This window comes from Paenibacillus solani (assembly GCF_001277345.1).
Taxonomy (GTDB): Bacteria; Bacillota; Bacilli; order Paenibacillales; family Paenibacillaceae; genus Paenibacillus_AQ; species Paenibacillus_AQ solani.
This window is the reverse complement of sequence record NZ_LIUT01000001.1, coordinates 1,363,769-1,384,845: the sequence shown is the minus strand read 5'-3', so window position 1 is coordinate 1,384,845 and position 21,077 is coordinate 1,363,769. Positions and strand designations below refer to the sequence as shown.

Here is a 21,077-nt window from a genome sequence, read left to right as displayed (position 1 = left end):
TAACCATTTCCTTTTTAATCATATATCCATTGCTTTACTTACTCTTCTTCATTTACACTTTCCTGCAGCCATTCCGTTACTCGCGGCACAATTGCCTCGGTCGGCATATGCTCCATCTTCGGACCAGGCAAGGAATACAAGAAATATTTCCCGTAGTAAGATTCTATCACCCTGGTGTCATATACAATCACGATTCCCTTGTCATGTGCTGTCCGTACCAGACGGCCAAAGCCTTGCTTGAATCGTATGACGGCCTGCGGAACCGAAAGTTTCATGAAAGGATTCTTCTTCTCCTGCTGCAGCAGCTCGCTTTTCGCTTCAACCAAGGGATGATTTGGCGGCTGAAACGGCAGCCGGACGATCGCCAGGCAAGTCAGAGCTTCGCCCGGAATGTCTACCCCTTCCCAGAAGGAGCTTGTCCCCAGCAGAACGGATGCACTGCTCTCCTGGAACCTCCTGATCAACTTGGTCCGGCTGGTACCATCCATCCCCTGCCCCAGTACGGTGATGTCACTGGAGGCCAACGCTTCCTTCAAAGGTTCATGCACCTGCCTCAACATCCGGTACGAGGTGAACAGAACGAGCATACGCCCATGCGTGGCATTCGCCGTGTCGGCAAGCGATTGTACAAGCGTATTCACGAAGAGGGCATCGCCAACCGAGCCCTTCACGCTCGGAAAGTCGCGAGGCACAACAAGAAGCGCCTGCTCCCTGTAATTAAACGGGGAGGGCAGCTGAACAGTATTCAGATTGCCTGTATCGGCCGCTTCTTGAAGGCCCAGGTTCTCAATCATGAACTGGAACGACTTGTCCACCGACAAGGTCGCCGACGTCAGTACCACGCTTTGTTTTTTGTCGAAAAACAATTCCTTTAGGTGGGTGCTTACATCGATAGGTACCGCATAAAGCTGCAGCGATTTACCGCGGAAATTGCCATTAGCCTCCATCCAGTATACCGTGCCTTCATCATTCAATGCCATAAAGGACCGGAGCTCTTCGCGGTGTGCAGCCAGGTCCTTAAATAGACCCGACAGATCGGTAAGCAGGCTGTCCGCACTGTAATCATCCAGATCTTCCTTCATCTCGGCTATCAGCTTGTCCCCTTTGCGAACAACATCGCCTAGCGTGATGTGAATCTGGTGTTCCAGCTCGGCCAGCTCATCCCAGCTCTTCGGTTTCTTGGCTGGCGATAGACGAAGCGAGAACTGTCCGGCATCTCCAGGCGATGCATCTCCCCGCTCCGGCAGAAGTCCAAACAATTGATCGCTGAGGCGATCCCAATTCTCTTTTACGGTGATCAAATCAGGATAGATCCGATCGATCACGGCGGACCATTCAACGGCCTTCTCGTGCGCCGATGCTTGCAGCAGCTGGCGAAGAGCCGGGAGCTGACCACTGCGGCTGTCCTTGTACATTCGAGTCAAGGTATGGACAACCGTGAAATATTTCATTTGCAAGCCAAGATGCTTGCCGGCGACATCTTCAAGATGATGCGCTTCGTCAATAACAAGACGTTCGTAGCTCGGAAGCAGTTGATGATTCGCTTTAACATCGGTGAACAGCTTCGAATGGTTTGTGATGACAACATCCGCGATGCCTGCTTCGTGCTTGGCTCTGTGATAGTAGCATTTGCGGAACCACGGACAGGCACGTCCCAGACACGAATCGGAATCGCTGGAAATGGTCTCCCAGAAATCGCCCCCGCGGCCGCCCAGATTCAGCTCCTCATCATCACCAATCTCCGTCTGGGTTAACCAGACCAGCATCTGCGCGGCAATGATCACATCTTCCTTCGGAGAATTAAAATCTCTTCTATTTATTTTATGTTCAAATTTTCTCAAACACAAATAATGTCCTCTTCCCTTAAATATTGCTGCTTTAAAAGGAAAAGGAACAACCTGAGTGAGTAGCGGAATATCCCGGTCACGCAGCTGTTCTTGAAGGTTGATCGTATGTGTGCTCACCATCACCTTCTGTTCCTGCTTCACGCTTTGATAAATCGATGGCAGCAAATATCCAAGTGATTTCCCGGTCCCTGTGCCTGCTTCGATCAATAAATGTTTGTTGTCATCCAGCGCCTGCATGACTTCACGGAACATGAGATCCTGCGCATCCCTGCTCTCATAATGAGGCAGAGTCGCCTTCAGACCCTCGCGCACATCATCCATGTATTGCTCGAAGCTTACATCCGCCAAGGGATTGGGCTCAGATTCATCACGCACAGGTGCAATATCATTCCAATCGTCAACAGCCAGCGCAAACTGACGGTAGTAAGTATGGCCTTTATCATCTTGAATGCCCTGCAGCTCCCGATCGGAACGGATCCCGTCAAAGAACCAGGCCAAATCGCTGTCCTCATCAGCAAACAGATCACTTAACCGCTGAATGGTGAGCAGTGGAAGCTCATCGATCTCCTCCAGACATTTCAGCAGGGCGTAAGCCGTAGCAAGTGCATCGCTGTCCGCTTGGTGCGGACGGTCATGCTCCAGGCCAAAATGGGAAGACACCATCCCAAGCTGATAAGATGGCAAAGATGGAAAGCATATTTTCAAAAAGTGCATCGTATCTAGAATGCGGCCGCTAAACGGTAAATAACCGCAGCGATCGAGTGCATTTTGCAGAAAGTTGAAGTCAAAAGCTACATTATGCCCAACTAATACAACATCGTCGAGCATTGGCACAAGTTCCATCATCATCTCCTCAAGAGACGGAGCATCCGCCACATCTTGATCGGAAATGCCGGTCAAACCGGTAATAAAAGGAGGGATCGGAATCCCGGGATTGACATAGGAGCCGTATACGCGGGATATGCTTCGATCCTCTTCGATGATGGCCAGTCCCACCTGAATAATCTCATCTGCAGACTGGTTGCCCGTGGTTTCAAAATCCAATACGGCAAATTTCATTTCGATAAAATCCCTTTCCTCCAGACTAATTACCAGCATACCAGAAGTTGCGGCTTTTGAACATTCCGGGTACAAATTCGCGGATAGGTCATCTCCTGTTCCCATGCCAAAAAAGCGATACCCTAGTCTCAAGGATGAGATCTGGCATCGCTTCATGTTTGGCTTGAAAGACTACAGCAGTGAAATCAATTGGCTTCCGTACTGGAGCTCACCACAGTTCTGCTTGCAGACCTCCATATTGATCATGGGATCGGGAAGCGTCGGGTCGCTTTGCATAGCCAGTACAAAATGCTCCTCAGCCTTTCGTTGTTGTCCATTCAGCACCTCGATGCATCCGAGCGCGTTGTAGATAATCGCCCTAAGCTTCCTGTCGTCTGCCAAAGGCAAAATGGATACAAGCACATCGGAGGCTTGTGAGGTTTGACCCAAATACATGTAGGACATCGCAATGTACAACTTGATCAAAAGACTGTCCGGGAAAATCAAAGCAGCGGCCTCAAACTGCTGTATCGCCGGCTGAAACATCAGCAATTTGTAATAACCTTGACCGCGAACAAACGCATCTAGCTGCAGTTCAGGCGCTTCGGTCGGTGGAAAAACCGGCGGCGACACAGCACTCTCACGAAAAATAGCCATTTTTTCTTCAAAATGAAGCCATTCCTCGAGTATGCCCTCACTCATGCTTTTGAGCATATTCCAGTTTTGTACCAGCGCCTGTTTTTGGGGACCTTTAGCAGCAGGGTAATGCTTCACAATTTCATCTAACATGTTGTTCATTTCAGCGAATACATGTTGAAACATAGCTGCATCCCACCCCTAGCTTAAAAATGAGATCAGTGCGTCGACCTGAACTCATTTTCTGTAGAAGACGGTCTTTTCATCCCTAAGATGCCCCGACACATTTTGGTTCCTTGACATCATGTTCAAAAAGACCAAGTTTTCAGCACCGAGAAGATGACTTTTAGGACCACCGCTTAGAGAATTGCGGCGTGTACCTCACGATATTCTGTCGTAACCGGTTTATTTAATTCGTCAACGATTACAACAGTTGGAGTATGATTGTCGTATTCCTCTTTGGACATCATGGCATAAGAAATGATAATGACATTGTCGCCTGGCTGAACGAGCCTTGCAGCCGCCCCATTCAAGCAAATCACACCACTGCCGCGCTCGCCTTTGATCACATAGGTTTCCAGACGGGCACCATTGTTATTGTTTACAATCTGGACTTTTTCATTTTCCAGAAGATCGGCTGCTTCCATCAAATCTTCATCAATGGTAATGCTGCCCACATAGTTCAGATTCGCTTCCGTCACAGTAGCACGGTGTATTTTGGATTTCATCATCGTTCTAAACATGGGATTCCCCTACCTTCGGTTGAAATAACGCATTGTCTATCAGACGGGTACGGCCAAAACGTACGGCCAGCGCCATAATCACGGTTCGGTCTTCATCTACAATACGATAAGAATCTTCCACGGGAGCAAGTTCCGGGAAAGTGAGCACTTCCGCATAATCAATATCAGCAAGTGGGGACCGGGATATATAATTTCGAAGATGGGTCCGAATCTCTCCTGCTGTTTCCGCTTGTCCCTGCCGGATTGCCTCCTGAGCCGTCCGTAAGGAACCAGACAGCACAAGAGCCTCAGCCCGCTCTTCTGGCTTCAAATACACATTACGCGAGCTGAGAGCCAGTCCGTCGGACTCTCGGATAATTGGACAAGGCACAATGGTTACGTCCAGGTTCAAATCCTGTACCATCTGCTCAATAACGGCCACTTGCTGGGCATCCTTCATGCCGAAGAAGGCATAATCAGGTTTTACAATATTGAACAGCTTATTAACGACTGTTGTGACGCCGTCAAAGTGCCCCGGACGGGATGCCCCGCACAATAAAGATGTAATTTCCGATACGGAAATTTTGGTTTTGATCGGCTGCGGATACATTTCTTGAACGGTGGGAATAAACACTATATCCACGCCTTCAGAATCGGCCAACGCCAGATCACGTGCTTCATCTCGAGGATATGTCTCATAGTCCTCACCTGGTCCGAATTGAATTGGATTTACGAAGATACTGATAACGACCGTGCCTGAAATCTCACGTGCTTTGCGCATGAGACTGGCGTGTCCTTCATGCAAATATCCCATCGTAGGCACAAGACCTACGGGACCCTTGTCGGTATCCCGGCGATCCTTGAGTTCTGATCTTAATTCCGCAATGGAGCGAATTACTTTCATGAAGTCGTGCCCACCTTTTCCTTTTTGCCGCCGTATAAAGTCGTTTCACTGATCTCTGCTTTATATTCGGCTTTGAATACATGCTCCTCAGCTGGGAACGAACGCTCCTTCACTTCCTTCACATACTGGGCAATCCCGTCTCGAATGATGGAACCGACGTCTGCATATGTTTTCACAAAGCGTTTGTCACGGTAAGGCGATGCGTATTTCAATAAGTCATGGTACACCAGCACCTGACCGTCACAATAACGGCCGGCCCCGATGCCAATCGTCGGTATGCTCAGCTCTTTGGATATATCCGCCGCAGCTTCTTCCGTAACCAGCTCCAGGACGATGGCAAATGCCCCAGCAGCCTCCAATGCCTTCGCATCATTCATGAGCCGCTGCGCATCTTGGGCATCCTTGCCTTGTATACGGTAGCCCCCGATCTGATTGACCGATTGAGGCGTCAGTCCAATATGACCAAGCACCGGCACGCCGGATTGTACAATTCGTTTCACGGTATCGGCGATTTCCGCGCCGCCTTCCATCTTCACAGCATGCGCATGACCTTCCTGCATCAATCTCCGCACGCCGCGAAGGCTTTCATCAATGTTCCCGTGATAAGTCATAAACGGCATATCCGCTACGATGAACGTATCCTCCGCACCGCGTGCGACGGCACGGGTATGATACACCATGTCATCCAGCGTTACCGGAATCGTAGAGTCATAACCAAGCACAACATTCCCGAGAGAATCGCCCACCAATATCATATCAATATCCGCTTCCTCTGCCAGCTTGGCCGAGGGATAATCGTACGCGGTCAGCATGGTGATCGGTACGCCCTTCTTCTTCATGTTCTTCAATTTCACAATGTTCAGTGTTTGTTTGCCTGCCATAGTGACACAGCCTCCTTTGTGTAGATGAGTTAGACACAATAAAAAAACCTTTTAGCAAATACACGCTAAAAAGTCCGAAAGGCAAAAAAGAGTCACTCGCGATCGTCCCTTCTGTCTCGGTCCTTTCGGCTCAGAGCAGAATCCAACGTAACCGGCATAACAGTTATGAAGGTGTTCTAAATACTTACCGCTATTCAAGATAGCCGCATTCTGCAGAGTGCAGTTCGCTCACAGCGATACCGCCTCTGGTTTTAGTATAACAAATAATTATCTCGAAATCACCAAGATTCATTTACCGGGTATCAAAAAAAATATCGCCGGAATAGACAGGAATCAGCTCACCAGCCTGATTGCGTACCAACAACGCGCCGTCCCTGTTTAGCCCTGTAGCCATCCCGCTAAAACGTTCCCTGGCCGTTTGTACATGAACCTCGCGTCCGACGGATCCCGACAAAGCTTCCCAGAGGGAGGCAATCGGTGTAAAACCCTGCTCGTTATACAATTGATACAGACCTTCCATCTCTGCCATGATGGACTGGATCAACTCTGTCCGGTTGACAGCTGTTCCGCCAGCCATACGAACGGAAGTCGCCACACTTCGAAGATCCTCCGGAAAATCTGATTCCTTCAGATTGGCACTAATTCCGATACCGGCAATGCAGTACCGCACCCGCTCATCCTCAGTGGCCGATTCCAATAGAATACCGCAAACCTTTTTGCCTTGAAACAAAATATCGTTAGGCCATTTGATATCCATTTGCACGCCAGTGCATTTAGCAATCGCTCGGCAGACAGCCACACCTGTCAACAAGGTAAGCTGCTGCGTGAGATGCAGCGGCTGTTTTGGCCTCAGCACCAAACTCATCCATATACCTTTACCTCGTGGGGAGTAGAATTTCTTGCCCATTCTGCCGCGGCCACCCGTTTGCTCTTCGGATATGACAAGCGTCCCCTCGGATGCCCCCTCCTCGGCCAGCTGGCGGGCATCTTCTTGTGTGGAGGTGGTCTTATCAAGCAATATTAACGGTTTGCCGAAGTATTCACTGGTCATTCCCGCTGTCAGCGTATCCATGCTCAGTGTGTCGGGTACATCCGTCATGCGGTACCCCATACGCGGGATGGCTTCAAATTCATACCCCAAATTACGTAATTTATTAATCTGCTTCCAGACGGCTGCCCGGCTGATGGACAATCTCCGACTGATCTCCTCACCCGATAGAAACTGACCCGGATTTTCCTGAAATATATGGAGAAGTGTAGTGTCTTGATCAGATTCCTTCATTATGAATTACCACCCGCTTTGCTTCATCAATCAACGATTCCTTGTCGTTGTTTAAATCTCCTGCCGCCGCCTTCTCCAGCAGCTGCCCGAGAAGCTCCCCAAGCCATGGCCCGCCAGGCTTGCCCAGCGCTTCAAGCAGTTCGCTGCCTGTGATGGCCAAATCCTTCAAGCTTCGGATCAGAAGATCTTGCTGCCAGCGCTCAAGCTGCTTAATTCTGTCCCATGAAATCGAAGCCGTTCCTGTCTCTTGCAGAGCCTTCTGCATACTCAGCCAGCTGTGGGCTGCCTCGGCTCCCTGGGCAAGGACTAGCCTGATCCAGTCAATTCTGATATGAGCCTCTCGGTCTCCAGGCAATTGCATATAAGATTCATGCAGCTTCAGAAGCTTTACGATAGCTTCCCGCTGTCGATTGGAGAATGTCCATAATCGCAGCAGCCTTTCAGCTTCCTGTGCTGAAATTCCGCAGGAAAGAAGCAGCAGTGACCAACGAATCCAGGATTGTTCCGGTCCGATCCGATCGATGGCTGCTATCGTATCCTTGTCATGCCCTGTATACGGAAAAGGCACCTTCATCCGAGCATGAAGCCCGCTGCGAACAAACATCTCTAATCCTCTTAATGGGGATGGACCCGCCATGATTTTTTCAAATTCACTGCGGATGCGTTCGAGTGCTATCCAGCCTATGGTATCTCTTTCCGAGAGGATCCCTCTCCATGTATGCGGCGCAATGGAGAAACCGAACACGGAGGCAAACCGAATACAACGCACCATACGAAGTGCGTCTTCACGAAATCGGAGACGTGCATCGCCTACACACCGAATCAACTGCTTATCAATGTCCGCTCGTCCGTCAAATGGATCAACCCAAGTGCCATCAATCCCTCTGGCCATCGCGTTCATCGTAAAATCGCGGCGTCTCAGATCTTCCTTTACTTCTCTGACAAAAGAGACCTCTGTCGGATGCCGATGATCCTCATAGCCGCTCTCCACACGATACGTCGTCACTTCAAAAGCCTGTTCTCCCATAAGGACCGTCACGGTCCCATGCTTGATACCTGTGGGGATCACTTTAGGGAAAATGGAACAGGTGACTTCCGGCAAGGCAGAGGTGGTAATATCCATGTCACTGACTCTGCGGCCCATGTATTCATCCCGCACACAGCCCCCGACCCAATACGCTTCATGTCCATGCCGAAGCAGCGTACGGATCACTTCTGCGCTCTGCTCCGCCATTGGGCCGTCCGCATTGCGCCATTGTATAGAATTAAACATATCTGCCATTCGTTTCCCGTTCCTTTATCCGAAAAACTCGGAGAGGGTGAAGCTAGCCGCAGGCTGGCCTTAGCTTGGTAGCATCCCGTCCCAATACTCGGTAATATATTTCTTCGTACTTTCCACGTATCAATTTGTTGCAGAACATCGTCATGGAACGCTCCAGGCATGCCTTCCGCAGCCGCTCACTCAGCGCTTCATCCTTCAATATCTCCAGCACATGCTGTGCCATTGTTTCCGTATCTCCGATAGGAGCCAGGAATCCGGTTTCTCCATGAGTAACTAATTCCGGAATGCCACCAGCCGTAGAACCGACCGTAGGTACTCCGCAGGCCATCGCTTCTAGTGCAACAAGGCCAAAGCTTTCCTTCTCTGATGGAAGCAGGAGCACATCTGCCATCGATATAACATGGGCAATTTCATCTTGCTTGCCAAGAAAACGCACCTTGTCCTCAAGGCCCAGCTCATTGATCCGGCACTGGATCTTAGGTAAATCGGGTCCTTCCCCGACTAACAGCAATTTAGATGGAATATGCTCTTGAACCCGAGCGAAGATATCCACAACGTCATTGACTCGTTTAACTGGCCGAAAATTGGAAATATGCATCATAATTTTTTCGTTTGGACTCGCGTAATCTTGTCGCAGCGATTTCGAATCGCGGTAATAATATACCCGTGGGTCCACGAAGTTGTATGTCAAGTCGATATCACGGCTGATATCCAACAGCTCCCGCGTCTCCCGAATCAAGTCCTGGGATACTGCCGTTACAGCATCGCTCTCATTAATGCCGAGTCGGATTAAGTCCTTAAGCGATTCATCCTGCGCCAGCACTGTAATATCCGTTCCATGGAGCGTAGTCACTACTTTGAGCTGGTTTCCAACCATCTGTTTCGCCAGCAAAGCACATACCGCATGCGGAACAGCATAATGCACATGAAGCACGTCAAGCTGCTGCATCTTGGCCACTTGAGCCATCTTAGATGCTAGCGATAAATCATATGGCGGATATCGAAACACATAGTAGTCGTTCACTTCGACTTCGTGATAGAAAATATTTTTATGAAAAGACCCCAAACGAAATGGGATGCTGTGTGCAATAAAATGAACCTGGTGTCCTTGTTCAGCCAGAAGTTTTCCCAGCTCTGTCGCCACCACGCCGGACCCGCCCAATGACGGGTAACAAGTAATTCCGATTTTTAAGGGTTCTTGATTCATGTCAGCCTCCTCTATGTACGTTTGAGTATATTATGTCTGATTGGAGCCGAATAGATGAACGACATACGGACTCTTCGTGGCAAATCCTTCTGCACGAGGAATAAGCCTGCGCGCTCCAAGCAATGAATCCCTGGCCCGCACACGCTCGATGTACCCCTCGGTTAACGGGGTAGAGACTGTATCTTCTTCAGTCTTCTGGAACTGGGAACGGTAACAAGACAAGGCCTGCTCTTTAACGCTATATACATCCGTCACGTCAACGATCAGATCCGTTCTTCCGATATCATTAATGAAATAAAAATAGAGCTCGTCCACCTTAACCGGAGCGTGCTCAGGCATATAACGGCGAAGCTTGGCATTAAATACCGCTTCTTCGACTAAACGGCTGCAGGCGACATGGTCCGGATGCCGATCTTCCCAGTAAGGTGCAAACACAATAGAGGGAGCAAATCTGCGAATTTCGGCTGTAATCCGCTCAATATGTTCCGGCGTCACGAATAACCCGCGATCCGGTAAGCCGAGATTACTCCGGACCTTTAGATCCAATACACCGGCAGCATGCTCTGCCTCCTGCTTGCGAATATCGACGGAGCCGTTCGATGACATTTCGGCCTCCGTCAGATCGCAAATCCCGACTGACAGCCCCGCTGCCGTATGCTTCGCAATCGTTCCCGCCATGCCGATCTCCGCGTCATCTGCGTGGGCTCCGAAGATTAATATATCGAGTTTGCTGTACATTAGGCATCCACACCCGGTTTGTATTTATGAACGAGCTCACGCCATGCAAAATCGCCGCGGTCCAGTGCCTTGACGAGAATTTCAGCGGTTGCCACATTGGTAGCAAGCGGAATTCCCTGTACGTCGCATAATCGAAGCAGTGCATTGATATCCGGCTCATGAGGCTGAGCCATCAACGGATCGCGCAGAAATACAATGAGATCCATCTCATTGTCCGCAACAAGAGCTCCGATCTGCTGGTCGCCGCCAAGCGGACCGGAAGCGAAACGATGAATGCTCAGATTGGTTTGCTCCATAATGCGCGTACCCGTCGTTCCTGTTGAATACAGTTTATGGTCTTCAAAGACATGTTCATAAGCGATAACGAAATTGACCATTTCTTCTTTTTTACGATCATGTGCGATAAATGCAATATTCATAGTAATTTCTCCCCTAAGTTAGTCGATAAAATGATCAAATCCATAGACCAAGCCGGTATAACCCGTGACCTTCTCGATCGCCATTTTTACCCCAGGCATATATGCTGCACGCTCATAGGAATCATGACGGATCTTCAAGCTTTGGCCATAACCTCCGAATATAACTTCCTGCTGTGCAAACACGCCCGGCAGGCGGACACTATGGATACGGAAACCGTTGTAATATCCGCCTCTAGCACCCTCAATAACCTCTTCCTCTTTCGGATTGCCTTGGCGAATCTCTTCCCGGTTTGCAGCAATCATCTCCGCCGTTTTGATCGAGGTTCCGGATGGTGCATCTAGCTTCTGGTCACCATGTGTTTCAATAATTTCAACATGCGGCAAATATTTAGCCGCCTGAGCAGCGAACTTCATCATCAGAATCGCTCCGATCGAGAAGTTAGGCGCTATCAGACCCCCAATGTTTTGCTCCATGCACTGCTTGTCCAGCTCTTCGATTTGCTCAGGCGTAAAGCCTGTTGTCCCCATAATTGGACGTACGCCGTGTTTAATAGCCAAGGCGGTGTTGCTGTAAGCGGATTGTGGCGTTGTAAAATCAACCATAACATCCGGCTTCGACTCAACAAGCGCCATTTCCAAATCGGATACTACGGAGATGCCACAAGCCGGAAGACCGACCAGCGTCCCCGCATCGGTACCTGCATCTGATAGGCCGACTGCTGCAACCAATTCCAGTTCTTCATCGCCCAGTACGAGCTTCACGACTTCTTTACCCATACGGCCGCCGGCACCGACGACCGCAACAGTTATCTTATTTGCCATTTTAACATTTCCTCACTTTCCATCCGATGTTGAATCCTGCATATATGATTTCAAGCGCTGCTTAAGTTCTTCCATCATGTGCTGAAGTCCGCTCTCCTGCGGATACAATAAGATAACTTCTTTGAGAACGGAAATGGCACGCGCATGCTCGTCGAGCTCGCTATAGACCAAAGCAAGCCATACATAGGCCTGAGCGTACAGAGGGTCCATTGCCACAGCTGATTTCAGATGCGAAACGGCTTGATACAGCACAGGTTTGGGGATATCCTTGCGATTCTCCACCATTTTTCTGGCGCGTTGTACGAGCTCGGCTGCCTTGATATGCTGCAAATGAAGGGCATACTCCGGTTTATCGGGCTGCAGCCTGACGGCTTCTTCCGCATGTGTAATCGCCATCTCCAGTTTATTGCTTCGACCGTAGGTGATGGAGCATCGATAATGCACCTCGGCATCGCCGGGATTTGCGGTGATCGCTTGTTCAAACCAACGCAGCGCCTCTTCGAAATCATTTTGAAGGATGCATCGATATGCTTTTTGTATATAGCTTTCCGGTTTCACTGGCTGTCCCTCCCCACAGCGGGTTTGGTACAGCATATGTAGCAACTGCCTAATCGGTGTTTATTTTCGTCCACCGGTCCTTATCACGTGTTGAAAATTTATGCATGACTTTATCATGCGCCTCTGTCAGATCTATGCCAAGAGAATTCGCAAAACACATCGTAATGAACAAAATATCGCCAAGTTCCATCTCGATGGAATTATCGGCTTCATCCGCTTTTTTCGGCTTTTCGCCGAACTGATGATTTACCTCTCTGGCAAGTTCGCCAACCTCTTCCGACATTCGGGCCATCATGGATAAAGGACTGAAATAACCTTCCTTGAACTGGGATATGTAACGATCGACTTCCTGCTGCATGTCAGCCATTGATTTTCCCATGATTCTAGACTCCCTTCATATCGCCATCTGTCACAACGTTCACCGGCAAGTGAAACAGTGATCTCTCATGTTGTGCGTTTGGTTTTAAACCTATGTTATCGCAAAGCGGATTTGAAAACAAATAAATTTTTATGGCTAAAACGTTATCGGCGCATACTAAGCAAGCATAACAGCAACCCGGGGCATCCAGGGAATCTCGACGATCGGGGAAACGAGGGTTATTATGAAAACAGCTAAGATGTTCGATCAGCTTCAAGCAATCATTGCGATTATCACCGGTTCTGCCATTTACGCGTTTGGTCTGCTCTATTTCATTATTCCGAATGAACTGATGGAGGGCGGGGTCACCGGCATTACCGTCCTGCTGAATTATGCCTTTAACCTATCACCGTCCATCTCAACCATGGTTCTGAATATACCGCTTTTTCTGATCGGGCTGAAGATCCTCGGTAAACGTCAGTCGATCTACACGGGGATTGGTATCGCGTCGTTAACCCTCTTCCTGTGGCTGTTCGAGCTATTGATCAACCGGGGCTTTGTAGTCCCCTTTCGGACGGAGCATGATTATATTTTGGCATCACTTTATGCCGGGGTTACATTAGGTGCAGGGCTTGGCATCGTATTTCGCTTCGGGGGAACAACCGGCGGATCTGATATCATTGCCAGAATCATCAATCGAAAGTTCGGCTTTAGCATGGGGCAAATTATTCTTTCCCTCGATATCTTGATTATCGGGCTTTCCCTGTTCTATATTCCGCTAGAGCGGATATTGTACACCCTTGTCGCTGTATTCATCGCATCCAAGGTCATCGATTTCATACAGGAAGGAGCTTACGCGGCTAAAGCTTTCACCATTATCAGTGACAAGGCCCCTGATATAGCCGAGCACATTTCGACGGAGATGGAGCGAGGGGTTACATTAATCCCTGCCGTCGGTGTGTACTCCAAGGAAGCGAAGCATATGGTCTACTGCGTCGTATCCAGGCAGGAGATCCGCCGTCTCACGGAAATCGCCAAATCCTTAGACCCTCGGGCATTTATTATCATTAATGATGTCAATGATGTGCATGGCGAAGGCTTCAAAGAGAAATAGCCCGGCATGCACCGGGCGTCTAATCGTAATGCCAATATGTCGTCTGCCGATTACCTTTTGGGTGGAAACATGGGCTTTGCGCTGTACAGCTGACCACGATACTTGCGGTAGCCTGCGAAGGATAACGCAGCCAGAATGAAAGCGCCAATTACCAGCTGCCACATCATGGGGTTCTTAACTTCTGCTAAAGGAGCAAGGGCGGGCTCATCCTTCTTTTTGCCAAATAACGTGTTCATCATTTCCTCACCCTGTACAACTACCTTCTGGACCTGTTCGGAATCCCCGGAAGAGACCAAACCTCCAGCATAAGAGATCCATGAGTCCATCATATTCACCTCTTCAGGCTTTCGCTGAATGATAATGGACGGACGTATAAGCTCGTAATGTTCAATCAGACTGTCATATGCACGCCTCATTCCTGCTGTTTCCTTCTGTACAGCATATTGACCCATCACCCTGAGATCTTCGCGGATCACCTTATGATATTGCAGCCATAACGCATTTTTGGTATGAATCAGACTGTCTGTTGCCAAACGGAGTTTACCTGCTGACCTCATCCAATGCTGCGGGTCCTGCACGGCTCGTGCAGTGGCTTCCTTCATTTCCAATATACTCTCTGACAATGCATGAATACCTTCCACTCCGGTCAGTCCTTGAAAGGAGGAAGCTTCAAACAATGCCGATACGCGGCGCATATCCTCAAGCACGGCTTGGACATTACCTTCCTCGACGTGACGATATACTTGCTCTGCTTCTTTATTCAGTGCCTTGGCTTGAATCGGAGATGCTGGTGAAGCCTGCGGCTGTGCTTGGATCGGGTTAGCCCTTATCGGTTCACCCATAGCATTGGCAGCTAGCATCAGCAGGGCAGACAGAGCCAGCAGAAACTTCGGAACGGTTCGAAACATGGGACATCCCTCCTACCGTATTTGTATGCAGAAGGGAAGAACATAGAACCACACGAACGAACGGACTAACGTCGTTTGGCGTGCGTCCTCTTCATGAAATACCAAGCCGCGAAACCGCTGAGCAGTGTCAAAAGATAAGTGAACAGCTCGACTGCGGATAGGTGGTCATACAACTGACCTGGCAGCCAAGGAAATACTCCGTATGTATAATCCACAGTATCGTTCAACAATGTCCAGGCAATCGCACCGGCAAGCGCTGTCCAGCGGTAATGAAACAATCGAACAAAAATAAGCGCTTCTACGGCCATTGCCGTATGTGATGCAACAAGCATCCAGTCCTGCCATACTAGCACATCTCCTTGTGCTTGTCCGGCAAAGATGATAGCAACCGCCCAAATCCCGTATTTGACCGATGTGACAACGGCAAGTGCCTCAATAAATTGTTGTAACAGACCGATTCCAAGCACTTTTGGCGGGTAGAGCAGCAGCAGCAGTGCCAAGCTGAAGAACAAGCTCGCTGTTGGGCTATCCGGCACAAAAATGACCTGCCATATGTAGCCATGGCTCACCGTATCAACCATTTGGCTACCATACCATATGTATCCATAAACCGTTCCAAGAATGTTGCATATAGATAGCAACCATAATATTGATCGTTTGCTAAGAAACTCCCGACTCCAAAGATGCGATATAGACAAACTCTGTCCTCCTGACTTGACTGTGTATTCATTAGTAACAACTATAGCCGATTATACCTAAACCCCGTCTATATTTCATCTGCCAATCGGGAAAAAGATCGACTGACGATGTCTCAGGAAAGAATCTCCGTATGAGCGCAGGCAGTCTTCGCATCCATAAGTAGAATGATAAGAGCCGCAAAGTTTCTACTATATATATATGTCCTAAAAAAAGAACCTGACCGTAAACGGTCAGGTTCTTCTATGCAACTTACTTGGCTGCGTCTGCCTTCTGGCTTGCAAGCCATTCAGCCAACTGATCGAGTTGTTCTTCCGTGACGCCTGCTCCAAGTGCTATGTCTTTCATTGGCGGCATATTGCCTTGGCCATTATTAATAATAGCCACAATCTCATCTTTCGAGTGGGTATCCCCTACACCACGAAGGGATGGGCCGGAGGCCCCTTTCAAATCTGCAGCATGACAAGAGATACATGTCGCCGTTTTAAAGGTCTCCATCGCTGGATTATCCTTATCAACAATGGCCACAACACTGTCCTCAGACTGTTTCGCATTGGACGTTGGAAGTCCTGCTGCGTGTTTTTCCTTCGCTTCTTCTTCACGCTGAATGTGCTCCGGTTTCTGTCCGGTAGCTTCCAGCTCATGCGTATAGTGCGTCCATGCAGCATTCGTCAAATAAATGACTGCAAACAACGACAGAATCATGAGAGCCGAAGTAATGGGCCTCTTGTAGAACCGCCGCTCTTTCCCCGTATCGAGGAATGGGACAAGCAGCAATGCACCAAAGGCAACGCCTGATACGCCGAGTGTTCCGAGCACGACATAATCTCCGGAAGCATATGGAAGCTTCAAATACTCATACAGAAACAGGAAGTACCAGTCCGGCATCGGAATTACTGATGCTCCTGGATCTGCCGGATATCCAAGTGGAGCCGGTTCCGAGATGGTCAGCACAAGGAAGCCGACCAGTACAACTACACCAACCATCCATTCCTTTAACAAGAAGTTAGGAATGAACGCTTCTGATTTGCCGGGATAAGCGGTGTAATCAGGCGGTGTAACCCATCCGCTGCCTTTTTTTACACGAGAATCACCGACGAATACTACTTTCTCATCAGATTTATGACCATGTGCCATAAATATGCGCCTCCCTTCTTCTTATAGTGGACCGGAAATACCTTGTCTACGGATCATAATAAAGTGTCCTACCAACAATGCAAGAAGGACAGCCGGAAGGAAGAACACGTGGATAGCGAAGAAACGGGTCAACGTTTCAGCACCTACAATCGTACCACCCTGCAGCAATTCTTTAATGATTGGTCCAAGCCAAGGCACGGAGTTCGCAATCTCCAGTGTAACTTTTGTAGCGAAGTATGCTTTGTTATCCCATGGCAGCAGGTAACCTGTCAAACCAAGACCGAGCATAACAAAGAAAATGAGCATACCAACAACCCAGTTCATTTCACGCGGCGCTTTGTAAGAACCGGTGAAGAACACGCGCATCGTATGCAGGAACATCATCACGATAACCAGACTTGCGCCCCAGTGGTGCATCCCGCGGACAATTTGCCCGAAAGCGACCTGCGTCTGCAGGTATTCAACACTGTTGTAAGCGTTTATGATATCCGGTACATAATACATGGTCAGGAACATCCCTGACAGAATCTGGATTACGGTGATAAAGAACGTCAAGCCGCCGAAACAATACACAAACGCGGAGAAATGATGCGCCGGGTTTACGTGTTCCGGTACCTCGTGATCCGCAACGTCTCTCCAAATCGGCGTGATATCGAGACGTTCATCAATCCAGTTGTAGACATTCTTCAACATCTGAATCTACGCCTCCTATTTAACTACGGTATTTGGCACAATTGCGCCGAGGTAAATCCAGCCGTTTTCGATTTTCGTTTCGTACTGATCAAGCGGCTTTGGTGCAACTGCCAGGTTCTTACCGTCAGGTGTATAACGTGCACCGTGGCAAGGGCAGTGGTACTCATTCGGGAAATTCTTGTTGTTATTCCATCCAACCAGACATCCCAAATGCTTACAAATCGGTGAAAGCGCTACAAGTTCACCCTGATCGTTCTTACGAATCCACGCCGTCAGAGTAGCTGTACTGTTGTACCAGCCGTCCTGCTGTTTAAGCTCAAAATGGAATTCTTGTGGTTCGTTGGTAATTTTGCTCTCCTCTGCGACCTTTACGAAAGATCCTTCTTCTTTATTTTGAAGAATCGGATCAACAGCAAAGCGGAGCATTGGCAAAACTACTCCAGCAGCCATATAAGCTGTGGCACCGCCCAACGTGTATGTAAGAAATTGTCTGCGGGACATCTCTTTCAGTCGGGGTGGATTGTGCGATTCTGCATGCTCGTCATTGTGGTTGCTGCTCATTCTGTTTCAACCCCCTTTGTCAACCGTTCTTAAGTGTCATCAATGATTAAAATCACACGACGTACTAGGACATACTAATAATATCTTAGGCACCCAAGACCGTCAAGAATTTGAACCCCATATTTGGGTTCGCTTCCAATAGCACCTTCACAAATTGTCGGTTTTTTGTCACAATTCGACTCGGCTTTCCTGCTGCCACATTTCACTAATCCGGCTTGATATCAAAGCTGGCAGTGAAATACCATCAATCCCCTCCAACCTGCGCTGTGACAGGACTAACGTGCTCTCCGTGACCTGTTCTTCAGACAGAATTGTATCAACAGTCATAACGATTACAAATTTGAAGCCGATGGATTTGACATTGTGACATACTTCATTTAGAAGCTGTATATCATCAGTCTTTCCATACTGTATAGCAGGATATGTAACCAATCTTCCCTTAAACGGAATTTCTGCCAAATCCATAAAATCACGAAGACGCTCAAGCGCAGCTGTCGTTTCCCATGGTGTCTCCAAACCTGTTAATCCCGTATACGGAATGAGACAGGTGTCATAAAAAGGCATTAGCTCCGGCCAAGTCTGCTCATCCACTTCACTAAATTTCATCCGAGGTACATCCTTTCTGTTCACTTCTAATGATTTTGTCTTCATTATACAAGTGGGATACAGGTTAGGCAAAAAAAAGAAGAAATGCGTAAAAAGCATTTCTTCAATTCAAAGTCCTCAGTTCATCCGTCAGGTTTCGAAAAGCCACTTCGTCACCGGAAGCCAGCGCTTCGTCAATTTCTTTATAGAGCTCCTCACTCCGATGCTTGCGCAAGGCTTCGTCCCACACCATCTCGGCCGCCAGACCTAACATAACCTCGTAAGTAACCTTCATCTTATCCATTAGGATGCACCTCCAAACTAAATTTTGCATTTCTCTATATTCTTTCCCTTTGTTTGCTTTACTTGCATCAAGTTTTCCATTCTGCTGCGAACATAACGACGATACAACTATGCTAGAGGATCAACTCATTCGAATCGCTGATATGTACGCAGGTTTCCGCCGCTTTCAAACCAAGGGCGGTCATCTTATACGACGTTCCCCTGCTATGGCTCTCCCCTATCCGGAGCATCCCCAAATGCATCAGCATCCGAATGATCCGGATTTCCATAATGCTTTGCGGATTATCATAATAGTAGGGACGAATTAGCCAGCCCAGCGATTCGTATAAAGAGGCTGCCGTTACCCAATCTCTGGCGCATTGACTAATCCAATAAACAAGTGAGGTAAGATTGGGTATAGCGCCTTTATAGAGTCTTAACCAAAAGCGGAATATCTGTATCACGCCAACTTGATTTCCTTGCTCAAGAAGCGCTGCTCCGCCTTCACTCAGGCTCAACCGCGCATTATTCTCGCTGACCCATTTTTTTGCGTAGGCATAATCATACAACAGGGCGAGCCGATCAGGATATTCAATGCAGGATCGGCCATATCCAAAACGCCATGCCCCCTTCGCAATCAGAGGCTCCGTAATATGCAATGTACTCAGAAGCTGCTGCTGGTTTCGCCTATACATGAATCCTTCCTGGTTCAGCTCAACTTCATGTTTGCCAATATATCGAAGAATCAGTAGCAGATCTTCCGTAGCCAATCCCTGCTCATCCCGATATACCTCCGGGTCATCCGGCAATCGTTCCAGCGTTTGAAATAGCCGTTCACGTAGAACCTCCCGAAAACGCTCCTTCAAATCCGACGGAACTTGAAACAAATACTTGGTGGAGTGGGTAAATCCGTTAAAGAGCCAGCCGCTTCTCCGATAACGGGCAACAACATCCCGCGGGCTTTCTGCCTGTGAGGCAGGCTGCTTCTTCAAAGGAGCAGGCTTGTCTCCCTCTTCCGAATCTGCCGTACGGCGAATTGCAGCAGTCAGTTCTTCCAGACTGTACCCTGTTCGAGTGTCAAAGGCCAGATGATTCAGAAACCGCAAATCGGCGGGTGACAGGGCGCGAACCTGTTCCGCAAAGAATTCTCTTCGCCCGAGCTTGGACAATATGCTCTGTATCAGGTCATGCTTTGAATTACGCTTTGCGTCACACCCATAGTGATTCGCAATATTGCTAAGCTGTCCAATATCGGCATACGTAAGCATATCCGCTAGATTCATCTTCCATCGCCTCACCGTTTTACAACCATTATGGGAAGCTTTTGGACTTTTGATACCTGATCCACTTCGAATTACTAAAAATTTTTATGTTATATAGAAATGACTATGCTCTCTTATTAAATGATAGAATACTTACTAACTACAGCAAGAAATTTCGCTGATGAAATACTGCAACTAATACGATGAAAGAATACATTAAACGGAGTTTTTTACTAAAACAAGGGAGGAGTTAGCGCGTGAGAAATCCAGAACATGAATTATAACTTGGAGCGAATAGCATCCGAGGACCTCCTGCTAGAGCAGTTCGGTTAATGACACTACACTACACATTACTCTTTGCTTGGAGGTATTTCAAAGATGATCAAAGACCCTGCATTTTTAACCTTTATTCAAGAAACGGAACAGCATTTTTCAGGATGGGACTTTTCACGCATCACGGCTTCAAATCGCATGCAGTCCAGCACCCTGCCCTGGTCTTTAGGCAGCATGGTGATCCCGTTGATGCGAAATGCCTCAACGATGCTGGACATGGGTACAGGCGGCGGCGAATTCTTATCCAGCCTTCAGCCACTCCCGCCTACCGTTTATGCAACCGAAGGATATAAGCCGAATGTGCCGATCGCTAGGCAAAACCTAGAACCGCTTGGTGTAAAGGTTGTTTATTATGAAGAAGATACTTCACTTCCGCTGCAGGATCATTATTTCGACCTTATCATTAACCAGCATGAATCCTATTCCGTCGCCGAAATAAGAAGAATTCTGAATGAGCATGGTGTGTTTGTCACCCAGCAAGCAGGAGGAACCGATTGTTACGGAATCAACCAAATATTCGGTGTCCCGCTGAATGAGGAGTTTGCTCATTGGAATATGACCACTGCAGTCCAAGAACTTCAGAACCACCAGTTTAACGTGACCTTCAGTCGGGAGGACTTTCCGCTTCAGCGTTTTTTTGATATCGGCGCTTTGGTCTATTACTAAAAAGCAATCCCTTGGCAAATCCCCGACTTTACAGTGGAGCGCTACCTGGAGCCTTTACTTCGTATTCATCATATAATTGAAAGTAAGGGATATTTCGAGGTTCTCCAGCATCGGTTTGTTTTAATTGCAGAAGCGTAGTGTTCTTT

At 48.3% G+C, this 21,077-nt stretch carries 22 protein-coding genes and 1 pseudogene; 2 read left to right on the top strand and 21 right to left on the bottom strand.

What is annotated here, in order from left to right; translation table 11 throughout:
• Positions 1 to 38: 38 nt before the first annotated feature.
• From dinG to AM231_RS06270, 13 genes are all read right to left on the bottom strand, one after another.
• Positions 39 to 2,906, bottom strand: a complete 2,868-nt coding sequence (dinG, locus tag AM231_RS06330; RefSeq protein WP_054403545.1) for an ATP-dependent DNA helicase DinG — start codon at positions 2,904 to 2,906, stop codon at positions 39 to 41.
• 171 nt (positions 2,907 to 3,077) lie between these two features.
• Positions 3,078 to 3,683, bottom strand: coding sequence for a tetratricopeptide repeat protein (locus AM231_RS06325; protein WP_242615073.1), 606 nt, complete (start codon positions 3,681 to 3,683; stop codon positions 3,078 to 3,080).
• Between the two features lie 197 nt (positions 3,684 to 3,880).
• Complete coding sequence (gene panD, locus AM231_RS06320; RefSeq protein WP_054401729.1) at positions 3,881 to 4,264, bottom strand: aspartate 1-decarboxylase; 384 nt, start codon at positions 4,262 to 4,264, stop codon at positions 3,881 to 3,883.
• Positions 4,257 to 5,147: a pantoate--beta-alanine ligase gene (gene panC, locus AM231_RS06315; RefSeq protein ID WP_054401728.1), complete on the bottom strand. Its 891-nt coding sequence runs from the start codon at positions 5,145 to 5,147 to the stop codon at positions 4,257 to 4,259. The genes panD and panC overlap by 8 nt, the downstream gene beginning before the upstream one ends.
• Entirely contained in the window at positions 5,144 to 6,028 is an 885-nt protein-coding gene (gene panB, locus AM231_RS06310) for a 3-methyl-2-oxobutanoate hydroxymethyltransferase (RefSeq protein ID WP_054401727.1), read from the bottom strand. The genes panC and panB overlap by 4 nt, the downstream gene beginning before the upstream one ends.
• A 292-nt stretch (positions 6,029 to 6,320) precedes the next feature.
• Complete coding sequence (locus AM231_RS06305) at positions 6,321 to 7,310, bottom strand: biotin--[acetyl-CoA-carboxylase] ligase (protein ID WP_054401726.1); 990 nt, start codon at positions 7,308 to 7,310, stop codon at positions 6,321 to 6,323.
• A complete protein-coding gene (locus AM231_RS06300; protein ID WP_054401725.1) occupies positions 7,297 to 8,592 on the bottom strand; it encodes a CCA tRNA nucleotidyltransferase in 1,296 nt (431 codons plus the stop codon). Before AM231_RS06300 ends, AM231_RS06305 begins: the two co-directional genes overlap by 14 nt.
• A 43-nt stretch (positions 8,593 to 8,635) precedes the next feature.
• Positions 8,636 to 9,799 carry an N-acetyl-alpha-D-glucosaminyl L-malate synthase BshA gene (bshA, locus tag AM231_RS06295; protein WP_054401724.1) on the bottom strand — a complete coding sequence of 388 codons (1,164 nt, stop codon included), beginning with the start codon at positions 9,797 to 9,799 and terminating at the stop codon, positions 8,636 to 8,638.
• Between the two features lie 30 nt (positions 9,800 to 9,829).
• Positions 9,830 to 10,537: a bacillithiol biosynthesis deacetylase BshB1 gene (gene bshB1 / locus AM231_RS06290; protein WP_054401723.1), complete on the bottom strand. Its 708-nt coding sequence runs from the start codon at positions 10,535 to 10,537 to the stop codon at positions 9,830 to 9,832.
• Positions 10,537 to 10,956, bottom strand: coding sequence for a methylglyoxal synthase (gene mgsA / locus AM231_RS06285; protein WP_053488742.1), 420 nt, complete (start codon positions 10,954 to 10,956; stop codon positions 10,537 to 10,539). The genes bshB1 and mgsA overlap by 1 nt, the downstream gene beginning before the upstream one ends.
• 18 nt (positions 10,957 to 10,974) lie before the next feature.
• Positions 10,975 to 11,778: a 4-hydroxy-tetrahydrodipicolinate reductase gene (dapB, locus tag AM231_RS06280; protein ID WP_054401722.1), complete on the bottom strand. Its 804-nt coding sequence runs from the start codon at positions 11,776 to 11,778 to the stop codon at positions 10,975 to 10,977.
• Between the two features lie 12 nt (positions 11,779 to 11,790).
• Positions 11,791 to 12,336, bottom strand: coding sequence for a tetratricopeptide repeat protein (locus tag AM231_RS06275; protein WP_054401721.1), 546 nt, complete (start codon positions 12,334 to 12,336; stop codon positions 11,791 to 11,793).
• Between the two features lie 49 nt (positions 12,337 to 12,385).
• Positions 12,386 to 12,715, bottom strand: a complete 330-nt coding sequence (locus AM231_RS06270) for a nucleotide pyrophosphohydrolase (protein ID WP_053488745.1) — start codon at positions 12,713 to 12,715, stop codon at positions 12,386 to 12,388.
• 223 nt (positions 12,716 to 12,938) lie between these two features.
• On the opposite strand from AM231_RS06270, the gene AM231_RS06265 reads away from it, so the two are divergent.
• Positions 12,939 to 13,808, top strand: a complete 870-nt coding sequence (locus AM231_RS06265) for a YitT family protein (RefSeq protein WP_054401720.1) — start codon at positions 12,939 to 12,941, stop codon at positions 13,806 to 13,808.
• A gap of 50 nt (positions 13,809 to 13,858) precedes the next feature.
• Here the strand turns inward: AM231_RS06265 and AM231_RS06260 are convergent, their stop codons facing one another.
• The 8 genes from AM231_RS06260 to AM231_RS06225 all read right to left on the bottom strand — a co-directional run bounded on the left by AM231_RS06260 (position 13,859) and on the right by AM231_RS06225 (position 19,953).
• Entirely contained in the window at positions 13,859 to 14,716 is an 858-nt protein-coding gene (locus AM231_RS06260) for a sporulation protein YpjB (RefSeq protein ID WP_054401719.1), read from the bottom strand.
• Positions 14,717 to 14,781: 65 nt separating this feature from the next.
• Complete coding sequence (locus tag AM231_RS06255) at positions 14,782 to 15,414, bottom strand: DUF1405 domain-containing protein (RefSeq protein WP_054401718.1); 633 nt, start codon at positions 15,412 to 15,414, stop codon at positions 14,782 to 14,784.
• A 250-nt stretch (positions 15,415 to 15,664) separates the two neighbouring features.
• A complete protein-coding gene (locus AM231_RS06250; protein ID WP_054401717.1) occupies positions 15,665 to 16,549 on the bottom strand; it encodes a menaquinol-cytochrome c reductase cytochrome b/c subunit in 885 nt (294 codons plus the stop codon).
• A gap of 21 nt (positions 16,550 to 16,570) precedes the next feature.
• Positions 16,571 to 17,242 carry a menaquinol-cytochrome c reductase cytochrome b subunit gene (gene qcrB / locus AM231_RS06245; protein WP_006209500.1) on the bottom strand — a complete coding sequence of 224 codons (672 nt, stop codon included), beginning with the start codon at positions 17,240 to 17,242 and terminating at the stop codon, positions 16,571 to 16,573.
• Positions 17,243 to 17,257: 15 nt separating this feature from the next.
• Complete coding sequence (locus tag AM231_RS06240; protein WP_053488750.1) at positions 17,258 to 17,803, bottom strand: QcrA and Rieske domain-containing protein; 546 nt, start codon at positions 17,801 to 17,803, stop codon at positions 17,258 to 17,260.
• A gap of 168 nt (positions 17,804 to 17,971) precedes the next feature.
• Positions 17,972 to 18,409, bottom strand: a complete 438-nt coding sequence (locus AM231_RS06235) for a DUF2487 family protein (protein ID WP_054401716.1) — start codon at positions 18,407 to 18,409, stop codon at positions 17,972 to 17,974.
• Positions 18,410 to 18,512: 103 nt separating this feature from the next.
• The gene (locus AM231_RS06230) at positions 18,513 to 18,692 is read right to left on the bottom strand and encodes an IDEAL domain-containing protein (RefSeq protein ID WP_006209497.1); all 180 of its coding nucleotides are present in this window, start codon (positions 18,690 to 18,692) and stop codon (positions 18,513 to 18,515) included.
• A 112-nt stretch (positions 18,693 to 18,804) separates the two neighbouring features.
• The gene (locus AM231_RS06225) at positions 18,805 to 19,953 is read right to left on the bottom strand and encodes a hypothetical protein (RefSeq protein WP_054401715.1); all 1,149 of its coding nucleotides are present in this window, start codon (positions 19,951 to 19,953) and stop codon (positions 18,805 to 18,807) included.
• A 357-nt stretch (positions 19,954 to 20,310) separates the two neighbouring features.
• Here AM231_RS06225 and AM231_RS06220 point away from each other — a divergent pair.
• Positions 20,311 to 21,069: pseudogene (locus AM231_RS06220) on the top strand (class I SAM-dependent methyltransferase).
• Positions 21,070 to 21,077: the final 8 nt, after the last annotated feature.